General features: G+C 61.0%; 9 protein-coding genes and 1 riboswitch. Of the genes, 6 read left to right on the forward strand and 3 right to left on the reverse strand.

The features are described 5' to 3' along the window. The first annotated feature begins 20 nt into the window (after window positions 1–20). Both metH and rimK read left to right on the forward strand, forming a co-directional pair. Window positions 21–3,716, forward strand: a complete 3,696-nt coding sequence (metH, locus tag G5358_RS05725) for a methionine synthase (protein WP_421323778.1) — start codon at window positions 21–23, stop codon at window positions 3,714–3,716. Between the two features lie 231 nt (window positions 3,717–3,947). After that, on the forward strand, window positions 3,948–4,844 hold the full coding sequence (rimK, locus tag G5358_RS05730) for a 30S ribosomal protein S6--L-glutamate ligase (protein WP_005340088.1): 897 nt from the start codon (window positions 3,948–3,950) through the stop codon (window positions 4,842–4,844). Window positions 4,845–4,939: 95 nt separating this feature from the next. Here rimK and G5358_RS05735 read toward each other — a convergent pair whose 3' ends face one another. Next, window positions 4,940–6,184 (reverse strand): sensor histidine kinase, encoded by a 1,245-nt coding sequence (locus G5358_RS05735; RefSeq protein WP_103251108.1) that lies wholly within the window; start codon window positions 6,182–6,184, stop codon window positions 4,940–4,942. Next, window positions 6,181–6,849 carry a response regulator transcription factor gene (locus G5358_RS05740; RefSeq protein WP_019446511.1) on the reverse strand — a complete coding sequence of 223 codons (669 nt, stop codon included), beginning with the start codon at window positions 6,847–6,849 and terminating at the stop codon, window positions 6,181–6,183. Before G5358_RS05740 ends, G5358_RS05735 begins: the two co-directional genes overlap by 4 nt. An 88-nt stretch (window positions 6,850–6,937) precedes the next feature. Here G5358_RS05740 and G5358_RS05745 point away from each other — a divergent pair, with 88 nt between their 5' ends. The 4 genes from G5358_RS05745 to G5358_RS05760 all read left to right on the forward strand — a co-directional run bounded on the left by G5358_RS05745 (window position 6,938) and on the right by G5358_RS05760 (window position 10,373). Then, window positions 6,938–7,360 carry a hypothetical protein gene (locus G5358_RS05745; protein WP_005340092.1) on the forward strand — a complete coding sequence of 141 codons (423 nt, stop codon included), beginning with the start codon at window positions 6,938–6,940 and terminating at the stop codon, window positions 7,358–7,360. An 86-nt stretch (window positions 7,361–7,446) separates the two neighbouring features. After that, window positions 7,447–7,932 carry a hypothetical protein gene (locus G5358_RS05750; RefSeq protein ID WP_421323776.1) on the forward strand — a complete coding sequence of 162 codons (486 nt, stop codon included), beginning with the start codon at window positions 7,447–7,449 and terminating at the stop codon, window positions 7,930–7,932. Window positions 7,933–8,192: 260 nt separating this feature from the next. Continuing rightward, window positions 8,193–9,656: an aerolysin AerA gene (aerA, locus tag G5358_RS05755; RefSeq protein WP_421295030.1), complete on the forward strand. Its 1,464-nt coding sequence runs from the start codon at window positions 8,193–8,195 to the stop codon at window positions 9,654–9,656. A gap of 201 nt (window positions 9,657–9,857) precedes the next feature. Beyond that, on the forward strand, window positions 9,858–10,373 hold the full coding sequence (locus G5358_RS05760) for a MerR family transcriptional regulator (protein WP_005342946.1): 516 nt from the start codon (window positions 9,858–9,860) through the stop codon (window positions 10,371–10,373). Window positions 10,374–10,450: 77 nt separating this feature from the next. Further along, window positions 10,451–10,563, forward strand: a riboswitch (TPP riboswitch). A gap of 60 nt (window positions 10,564–10,623) precedes the next feature. Here G5358_RS05760 and G5358_RS05765 read toward each other — a convergent pair. Further along, window positions 10,624–10,836, reverse strand: a 213-nt coding sequence (locus G5358_RS05765) for a hypothetical protein (protein WP_421323777.1), incomplete at its 5' end; no start/stop codon positions are given.

The raw sequence follows: 10,836 nt of genomic DNA on the forward strand, positions 1-10,836 counted from the left end.
AACACGCGGTGTCGAACGTAATGTCGAGCAGAGAGCCGAGCAAGCAGTCGGACGTAACAAAGAAGCTGGAAGCCTGCCTCAGGGAGCGGATCCTGATCATCGACGGGGCCATGGGCACCATGATCCAGGGCTACAAGCTGGGGGAAGCGGATTATCGGGGTGAGCGGTTTGCCGACTGGCATACCGACATCAAGGGCAACAACGATCTGCTGGTGCTGACCCGTCCAGCGGTGATCCGCGAGATCCACGAGCAGTATTGCGCTGCCGGGGCCGACATTCTCGAGACCAACACCTTCAACGCCACTCGCATCGCCATGGCCGATTACGAGATGGAAGAATTCTCGGCCGAGATCAACCGTGAAGCCGCCCGTCTGGCCCGCGCCGTGGCCGACGAGTGGACGGCAAAAGATCCCGCCAAGCCGCGTTTCGTGGCAGGGGTGTTGGGCCCCACCAACCGCACCGCCTCCATCTCGCCGGATGTGAACGATCCCGGCAAGCGCAACGTCACCTATGACCAGCTGGTGGCCGCCTACACCGAATCGACCCATGCCCTGATCGAGGGCGGCGCCGACATCATTCTGATTGAAACCATCTTCGATACCCTCAACGCCAAGGCCGCCGCCTTCGCGGTGGAAGGGGTGTTCGAGGCGCTGGGCTACAGCCTGCCGGTGATGATCTCCGGCACCATTACCGATGCCTCCGGTCGTACCCTCTCGGGCCAGACCACCGAAGCCTTCTACCACTCGCTGCGCCACGTCAAACCGGTATCGTTCGGCCTCAACTGTGCGTTGGGGCCGGACGAGCTTCGCCAGTATGTGGAGGAGTTGTCTCGCATCAGCGAATCCTGCGTCAGCGCCCACCCCAACGCCGGTCTGCCCAATGCGTTCGGCGAGTACGACCTCGATGCGGGTGAGATGGCAGAGCATATCCGCGAGTGGGCCCAAAGCGGCTTCCTCAACCTGGTCGGTGGCTGTTGCGGCACCACCCCGACCCATATTCGCGCCATGGCCGACGCCGTGGCGGGCATCAAGCCGCGCGTGTTGCCCGAGCTGCCGGTAGCCTGCCGCCTGTCGGGTCTTGAGCCGCTGATCATCACCCCTGAATCCATGTTCGTGAACGTGGGGGAGCGCACCAACGTCACCGGTTCGGCCAAGTTCAAGCGGCTGATCAAGGAGGGGCTCTACGACGAGGCGCTCGATGTCGCCAAGCAGCAGGTGGAGAACGGCGCCCAGATCATCGACATCAACATGGACGAGGGGATGCTGGACGCCGAAGCGGCCATGGTGCGCTTCTTGAACCTTATCGCCGGTGAGCCAGATATCGCCCGGGTGCCTGTGATGATCGACTCCTCCAAGTGGGAGGTGCTGGAAGCGGGCCTCAAGTGCGTGCAGGGCAAGCCGGTGGTCAACTCCATCTCCATGAAAGAGGGGGAGGAGAAGTTCATTCAGCAGGCGAAACTGCTGCGCCGCTACGGCGCCGCCGTCATCGTGATGGCGTTCGATGAGGTGGGGCAGGCCGACACCCGCGCCCGGAAGTTCGAGATCTGCCAGCGTGCCTACCGAATCCTGGTGGATCAGGTCGGTTTCCCGCCGGAAGACATCATCTTCGACCCAAATATCTTCGCGGTAGCGACCGGCATCGATGAGCACAACAACTACGCGGTGGACTTCATCGAGGCGGTGAAGGACATCAAGACGCATCTGCCCCACGCCATGATCTCCGGCGGCGTCTCCAACGTCTCGTTTTCGTTTCGCGGCAACGAGCCGGTGCGCGAGGCGATTCACGCCGTCTTCCTCTATCACGCTATCAAGAACGGCATGGACATGGGGATCGTCAACGCCGGTCAGCTTGCCATCTATGAAGATATTCCGGCCGAGCTGAAAGAGAAGGTCGAGGCGGTGGTGCTCAACCTCAATGACAACGCCACCGAGGAGCTGCTGGCCATCGCCGAGAAATATCGCGGTGCCGGTGCACAGGCTGAGGATCCGCGGGATCAGGAGTGGCGCAGCTGGCCGGTGGGCAAGCGGCTGGAGCACGCACTGGTCAAGGGGATCACCGACTTTATCGAAGAGGATACCGAAGAGGCACGCGCTGGCGCCGAGAAGCCGCTGCATGTCATCGAAGGGCCGCTGATGGATGGCATGAACGTGGTCGGCGACCTGTTCGGGGCGGGCAAGATGTTCCTGCCGCAGGTGGTGAAATCGGCGCGGGTGATGAAGCGGGCTGTGGCCTATCTGCAGCCCTATATCGAGGCGGAAAAATCGGGCGGCTCCAGCAACGGCAAGATAGTGCTGGCGACCGTGAAAGGGGATGTGCACGACATCGGCAAGAACATCGTCGGGGTAGTGCTGCAGTGCAACAACTTCGAGATTATAGACCTCGGGGTCATGGTCTCCTGCGAGACCATTCTCAAGACTGCGCGTGAGGTCGGCGCCGATATCATAGGGTTGTCGGGTCTCATTACCCCGTCGCTGGACGAGATGGTGCACGTGGCCAAGGAGATGGAACGTCAGGGCTTCAAGCTGCCGCTGCTGATCGGCGGTGCCACCACCTCCAAGGCCCACACTGCGGTGAAGATCGAGCAGAACTACTCGGAGCCAGTGGTCTATGTCTCCAACGCCTCCCGCGCGGTAGGGGTGGCCCAGAGCCTGCTCAGCCCGGATCTGAAGGAGGCGTTTGTCGCCCGCATCGACAAGGAGTACGAGATCGCCCGGGATCAGCATGCCCGCAAGCAGCCGCGCTCCCGCCCGGTCAGTCTGGCCCACGCCCGCGCTAACCGGCATCAGCTGGATTGGGTTGGCTACCAGCCACCCAAGCCCCGCGAGCTCGGGGTGCAGAAGTTCGAAGATGTACCCATTTCGGTGCTGCGTCCCTACATCGACTGGACGCCGTTCTTCCTCAGCTGGGAGCTGGCGGGCAAGTTTCCGCGCATCCTCGAAGACGAGATTATCGGCGAGGAGGCGACCAGGCTGTTTGCCGATGCCAACGCCATGCTGGATCAGCTGGAACAGGATCAGAGCGTGCGCTGCGCCGGCATCATCGGCCTGTTCCCGGCCAATGCGGTGGGGGACAGCATCGAGGTCTATTGCGACGAGTCGCGCAGCGAAGTGAAAAAAGTGCTGCACCACCTACGCCAGCAGAGCGAGAAGCAGGGCTTCCCCAACTACTGTCTGGCGGACTATGTGGCGCCGAAAGAGAGCGGCAAGCCCGACTGGATCGGCGCCTTCGCGGTGACCGGCGGCATCGGCGAGGAGGCCATCGCCAAGGCCTACAAGGCGCAGCACGATGACTACAACGCCATCCTCATTCAGGCGGTGTGCGACCGTCTCGCCGAAGCCTTTGCCGAGTATCTGCACGAGCAGGTGCGCAAGGTTCATTGGGGTTATGCTCCCGAGGAGGCCCTCAGCAACGAGGAGCTGATCCGCGAAAACTATCAGGGCATCCGCCCGGCCCCCGGTTATCCGGCCTGCCCGGAGCACACCGAGAAGGGGAGCATCTGGGAACTGCTGGAGGTGGAGCAGGCTATCGGCATGCAGCTGACCGAATCCTACGCCATGTGGCCGGGGGCGGCGGTGTCGGGCTGGTACTTCTCCCACCCCGAGAGCAAATACTTCGCGGTGGCGCAGATCCAGCAAGATCAGGTGGAAGATTACGCCGCCCGCAAGGGGATGACGCTGGCCGAGGCCGAGCGCTGGCTGGGGCCCAACCTGAACTGACTCCCGCGTGACATCGGTTGATCTTTAACGAGAAACGGCGGCATCCTTGCTCGGGTTGAACAACCTGCGCAGAGCCGCCGTTTAACCTGTTGGTCACAGTGATGTGGTAGCGTGCGGTTTGGTGTGGTTTGTCTTGTTGTCAGGATAAACAATTGGCGTTGTCTTGGCGCTGTGGCACCTTATACTCTCCCGCCCCATCCTGCCCAGGCACAGCCTTCTAGCGGAATTGTCATGAAGATCGCCATTTTATCCCGTGAGCCGAAAAACTACTCCACCCGCCGTCTGGTCGAGGTGGCACAGGCGCGCGGTCATCAGGTAGAGGTGCTCGACACCCTGCGCTGCTATATGAACATCGCTTCCCACAACCCCTCCATTCATTACGAGGGTGGGGAGCTGGGAAGCTATGACGCCGTGATCCCGCGGATCGGGGCCAGCATTACCGCCTACGGCACCGCCGTGCTGCGCCAGTTCGAGATGATGAACACCATGGCCCTCAACAGCTCGGTGGCCATCAGCCGTTCCCGCGACAAGCTGCGGGCGATGCAGCTGCTCTCCCGCCACGGCATCGGCCTGCCCATCACCGGCTATGCCCACAGCACCCACGACGTGCCCGACCTCATCACCATGGTGGGCGGGGCGCCGCTGGTGGTGAAACTGCTGGAGGGAACCCAGGGGATTGGCGTGGTGCTCTGCGAGACCCAGAAGGCCGCCGAGAGCGTGATCGAAGCCTTTATCCAGACCAACAACAACATTCTGGTACAGGAGTATATCCGCGAGGCCAATGGTGCCGATATCCGCTGTCTGGTGGTCAACGGCAAGGTGGTTGCCGCCATGCGCCGTCAGGCCCAGCCGGGGGAGTTTCGCTCCAACCTGCACCGTGGCGGCACCGCCGAAGCGATCAAGATCACCCCGGAAGAGCGCGCCACCGCGGTGCAGGCCGCCAAGATCATGGGGCTGGATGTAGCGGGGGTGGATATCCTGCGCAGCGCCCGTGGCCCGCTGGTGCTGGAGGTCAACTCTTCCCCCGGCCTGCAAGGGGTGGAAGCCGCCTCGGGCAAGGATGTGGCCGGCAAGATCATCGAGTTCCTCGAACTCAAGGCGAGCCGCAAGAACAAACCGGCGGAGTGAGCCGCGGGCTTGCATCCGTCAGATAGAAACAGGGCGCCCTCGGGCGCCTTGTTGCTATCTGGCTGGTGGGTTGGCGGTGCCACTGCGCCCTCACCCTAACCCTCTCCCAAAGGGAGAGGGAACTGTTCGGCAGTGATCATCGCCAGCCGGGCGCTGAAAATTCCGTCCTTCAGCCGGGTATCGATCTGCCAGCCCAGCTTCTCGCAGATGCGCTGGATGATGGTGAGGCCACAGCCGTAGCCGAGGATCTGATCCGGAGCCGCCGCCGTCGGGTTGCTGATGGTGAGCACCGGGCCACACAGCTCGATGTCGATATGTCCCTCGGCATAGCTCAGGGCATTTTTCAGCAGGTTGCCGAGGGCGATGGCGAGCAGGGAGAGGGGGGCATTTACTTCGCTGCTCTCATCCAGATTAAGCCGGATATCGAGGGCCTCCCGTTGCAATAGCGGGGCGAGGCGGGCCAGCTCCTGACGGATCAGCGGGGTCACCTGCTGCAGCGGTCGCTCCACAGCCTCCTTGCGGCCCAGCAGCAGGAAGGTCTCGGTGAGCAGTGCCATCTCGTCGGCGGCGGCGCGGATGCGGGTGGTGGCGCGGGCGGCTGGCGCGGGCAGATCCGTCACCTTGCCGAGCAGGGCGGCCGAGCCCTGGATCACCATGTTGGGGGTGCGCAGCTCGTGGCTGGCGAAGCGGCTGAACTCCTGCTCGCGGGCGAACACTGCGCTCACCTCCTGCTTGCCGGCCAGCAGCGCCAGCTCGATATCCCGCAGCTCCTGCCAGGGGGCGTCGGGTTCGAAATCCGCCTGATCCGGGGTGAGGTGGGCAACCCTCTGTTGCAGCCGTTGCAGCGGCCCCGTGATATGGCGCACCAGCCAGATGCCGAAGCCGAGGCAGCCCAGCAGCAGGGTCACCCCGATCAGCCGGGTCGCCAGATGCAGCTTGTCTTCGTAGGGGTCGAGGTAGTCGTCAGCGTCGTCGTTGAAGACCAGATAGAGCAGTCCCTCGCCGGAGGGGTGACGGGCCACCAGAAAGTGTTTGTCCTCCTTGCCCAGTTGGTGCTCGAAAAAGCCGGGGGTCTGGTAGGGCTTCAGCCATTTCGGCAAGCGGCCCGCCTCGGTCCAGTAGCTGGAGAACTGTCTGGGGCTCGGAGCTGCCGCCGCCGGGCCGAGTCGCAGCCAGTCATCGCTGTAGCGGGTCACTTCGGCTTCCAGCCAGTGGCGCAGGCTCAGCTCCTCCATCTTGTCCTCGGCCACCATCATCAGGCCGGAGAGCAGGATCAGCAGCACCACCCCGGCGCCGCCGAGCGCCATGATCAGGCGGCGGCGCAGGCTCGGCAGGCTCATGCGCTCACCAGTCGATAGCCCTGACCGTGCAGGGTCTCCAGCATGGGAGTAGGGAAGGGTTTGTCGAGCGCGTTGCGCAGGGCGTAGATATGGCTGCGCAGGGCATCGGAGTCGGGCTCCTCATCCCCCCAGACGGTGTCGAGCACCTCCTGACGGCTGACGATGGCGGGGGCGCGGCGGGCCAGCAGGGCGAGGATTTGGAACGGGATCTTGCCGAGCTTGAGGGGCTCACCGGCACGGGTGGCGCGGCCGCTGGCGACATCGACCGTCAGATCGCCAAAGCTGATGGCCCCCACATCGCCGCGCGGGCCACGCAGACTCAGAGCTTGCAGCCGTACCTCCAGCTCCTCCATGGCGAACGGCTTGACCAGATAGTCATCCCCTCCCGCCTTGAAGCCCGCCAGCTTGTCTTCCAGGCTGTCGCGGGCGGTGAGAAACAGCACGGGAGTGGCAATCCCCTGCTCGCGCAGGCGCGCTACCGTGCTGAGGCCATCGAGGCGCGGCATCATCACATCCATGATGATGACGTCGAAACGCTGCTCCTCCAGCAGTTGCAGCGCCGCCTGACCGTGATAGGCACAATCGAGGCGGTGACCGGCCAGCTCCAGATAATCCATGATGGTTTCCGCCACCTGAGGATTGTCTTCCACTACCAAAATCTTCATGCTTTGCTCTCCTGGTTGGCGAGCGTTTCACGCTCTTTTCACACCGGATTCGGCATCCTGTTTGCCAGTGTAACCCCGAGGATCCCTGATGAAGAAGTCTCTCTGCGCCCTCCTGCTGCTTATCTTGTTGCCACTTGGCACCGCACAGGCGACCGAATTCAAACTGACCGGCCGCACCACCTGGCAGCTTGGCCAGTTGATGGTCAACGGCATGCCGTTCGTGATCGACGACCAGACTCGCTTCAAGGATTGGCTCAACGAGGATGACCTCGGCGGTACCTGGGTCGAGATGAAGGGGGTGGTGGAGAACGGCGTGCGCTATGTGCGCAAGGTCGAGGCCCTCGACGAAGATGACAAGGACGAAATGGATCTGGAGGGGCCGGTCGAAGGGGGGCGGATCTGGGGCTACACCACCTCGGATAACAGTCTGGCGCCGTTTGAAGGGCGCTGGCTCGAGCTGGAGTGCAAGTTTGACGGCATGCGCCTGAGCCGCTGCCGTGAGGATGACTGATCCGATCTCTGCGTTCCGATTAGAAATGCTCCCGAATGAAGCCCATGCTTGTCCAGCATGGGCTTTTTGTTCAGGGACGAACGAAGATGGAACAATCGAGAAAGTGGTGTGCATGGATGCTGGGTGTGCCGCTCTGGGCGGCGCAGGCGGGAGCCGACGAATTGTGGCTGGTGGAACTGGAGCACAGCGACGGCATCCGCCTGCAATTTCAGGGGGCCGAAGTGGAGCTGGGCAGTGCCGCCATCTGGCGGCAGGGGGAGATTTGGCCGCAGCCACTCAAACCCGGCGACCAGCTCGCCCTGCTGGTGGCCGATGGCGTTGCCACCCGCATTGAGCTGCTGGCCGCCAGAGCCCCGCTGGCCAATCAGCCCTGGCAGCGGGCGCAAGATCGCCTGCAATCCTTCGATGAACGGCAGCTCACGTTGGCCACCCTGGGCACATTGCCACTCAATCCGCAGGTGCGCTGGGTCAACGGCTCGGCCGCCGATCTGCATGCCGGGAGCGAGCTGGTATTGATCCGTTCGGCGGATGGAATATTGCAGGGAATTGAAGTGATCAATCCGGAAGAGTAATTCAGTATCTTCTTATTTAATATGGTTTCACCATATTGTGGCAGCCATTAAATAATGACTGTCACAATATTTATGATTTATTCCTCAATAAAGTCATCACTCTAATTATTTTCCTGTATCACCATTATTTTGTTTGTCATGAATGTTTTTTGGTGGTTTATTTTATTTGTGTCAGGTTTTGTCGGAGTCCATACCTGTCAAATGAAAAAGGATATTTCTACACAATAACAATTATCGTATGTCTGAAAGAGGGATAAATGATGAATAGAATAATTACCGCCAATCTGGCGTTTTTGGCGTCTTCATTGATGCTCGCTCAGGTGCAGGCGGCTGAACCTGTCTACCCTGATCAGGTCAAGTGGGCGGGTCTTGGCACGGGCGTCTGTGCCAGTGGTTATCGTCCTCTGACCCGCGATGAAGCCATGAGTATCAAGGGTAATCTGGTCAGCCGCATGGGGCAGTGGCAGATCACCGGGCTGGCGGATCGCTGGGTGATTATGGGGCCGGGATATAATGGCGAAATCAAACAGGGCACTGCCGGAGAAACCTGGTGTTATCCCAATTCACCTGTTTCCGGAGAAATACCAACACTCTCTGACTGGAATATTCCGGCGGGTGATGAGGTCGATGTTCAATGGCGTCTTGTCCACGACAATGATTATTTTATCAAGCCAGTCAGTTATCTCGCCCATTATTTGGGATACGCTTGGGTAGGTGGAAATCATAGCCCCTATGTCGGGGAAGATATGGATGTTACCCGGGTTGGTGATGGCTGGTTGATAAAGGGAAATAATGACGGCGGCTGCTCCGGATATCGTTGTGGGGAGAAGAGTTCCATCAAGGTAAGCAACTTCTCATATACTCTGGAACCCGACTCCTTCAGCCATGGTCAGGTTACCGAGAGTGGCAAGCAGCTGGTCAAGACCATCACGGCCAATGCGACCAACTACACCGACCTTCCCCAGCAGGTGGTGGTGACCCTGAAGTACGACAAGGCCACCAACTGGTCGAAGACCGACACCTACAGCCTGAGCGAGAAGGTGACCACCAAGAACAAATTTCAGTGGCCGCTGGTGGGTGAGACCGAGCTTGCCATCGAGATTGCGGCGAGCCAGAGCTGGGCTTCCCAACACGGGGGCTCGACCACCGAGACCGTCTCGGTTGAAGCGCGCCCCACGGTGCCGCCTCACTCCAGCCTGCCGGTGCGGGTTGCGCTCTACAAGTCCAATATCTCCTACCCCTACGAGTTCAAGGCCGAGGTCAATTATGACCTGACCATGAAGGGCTTCCTGCGTTGGGGCGGCAATGCCTGGTATACCCATCCTGAGAATCGTCCTACCTGGGAGCACACCTTTGCCGTCGGCCCGTTCCGCGACAAGGCCAGCAGCATCCGCTACCAGTGGGACAAGCGTTATATCCCGGGTGAAGTGAAGTGGTGGGACTGGAACTGGACCATCAGCGAGTATGGCTTGTCGACCATGCAGAATAACCTGGGCCGTGTGCTGCGCCCGATCCGTTCGGCAGTGACCGGTGACTTCTATGCCGAGAGCCAGTTTGCCGGTGATATCGAGATTGGTCAGCCCCAGACCCGTTCCGCGAAGGCTGCGCAGTTGCGTAACTCCTCTGCTGAAGGTGTGGCTCTGACCGGTGTGGATCTGGACAGCGAGGCCCTTGCCAGCGAAGGGTTTGGCAACGTATCCCTGACCATAGCACCGGTTCAATAACCTCACTCGCAGGCCCCTTTCATGGGGGCCTGCATCACCTGCCGGCCATGGATCCCTCTCCGGATTGCCTATCTACCCCACTTCTCATATCACTCACTGTTACTGCCCGTGGCTCCTGATCCTGGTGGTCACTCCTGCGAAGGTGTTGACCCGTCTACAATAGGCGGGTTTATCCTCAGCCCGTTGGATGAAGGAACCCCTATGTTGACGATTACCCGGCTGGCCAGAGAACTGGGCCTGAGCCGCACCACCCTGCTCTATTACGAACGTCTCGGTTTGCTGCTGCCCGCCCTGCGCGGGGAGAACGGCTATCGCCGCTATGGCGAGGCCGAGCTGGAACGGGGGCGGCAGATCGCCAGCTTTCGCGCCATGGGACTGCCGCTCGAAGAGATCGGCACCCTGCTGGCAGCGAGGCAGGAGAGCCACTCCTGCCTCGATGGTCACCTGCTGCGACTGGAGCAGGAGATCGCCGAGCTGAGGCGTCAGCAGCGGGCCATCATCCTCTATCGCCAACAGACACACGAGGAGATCCCCATGGTAGACAAGGCACGCTGGGTTGCCATCATGCAGGCCGCCGGCATGACTGAAGAGATGATGCGCAACTGGCATATCCAGTTCGAGAAGATGGAGCCGCAGGCCCATCAGGAATTCCTCGAATCCCTGCAGATCCCCGCCGCGGAGATCGCCGCCATCCGCACCTGGTCGCGCGGGGAGTAACCCCGTCTGACCACTGCACCAGCCGTTGACCCATATTGTTAACGGCTTGTGCTTTAGATTTTCCCCCTTATACTGGCGCCATCTTGTCGGAGTGCTGACCGTCGAACGACGCGAAGCTGAGACCGTTAATTCGGGATCCGTGGAACCTGATCAGGTTAAAACCTGCGAAGGGAACAAGGGTAACTTGCGGGTTACCGCGCCGGGGGAGGAACAAGCCTCTTCCGCTCATCGAAGGGGTAACCCTGATGGGTCAGGGCGCACAGGAGGGAGTCTGTCCCGTCCGGTTGTCCAGCACGTGGTGCGCCTTGCCCACAGCGTGCAGAGAGCGGGAAGCGGCAGAACAGCGGCGCGGAGATCCATCCCGCACGCACTCCCTCCCGAGATAAACACCCCGCCGCAAGTTCATCTTCTCCTCGAACTCCAGACAAGCAAATACCCATAACTTCAACCAGTTAATGTGAGT

It is taken from the genome of Aeromonas sp. 604176 (assembly GCF_049170755.1).
GTDB classification, from domain to species: domain Bacteria; phylum Pseudomonadota; class Gammaproteobacteria; order Enterobacterales; family Aeromonadaceae; genus Aeromonas; species Aeromonas veronii_A.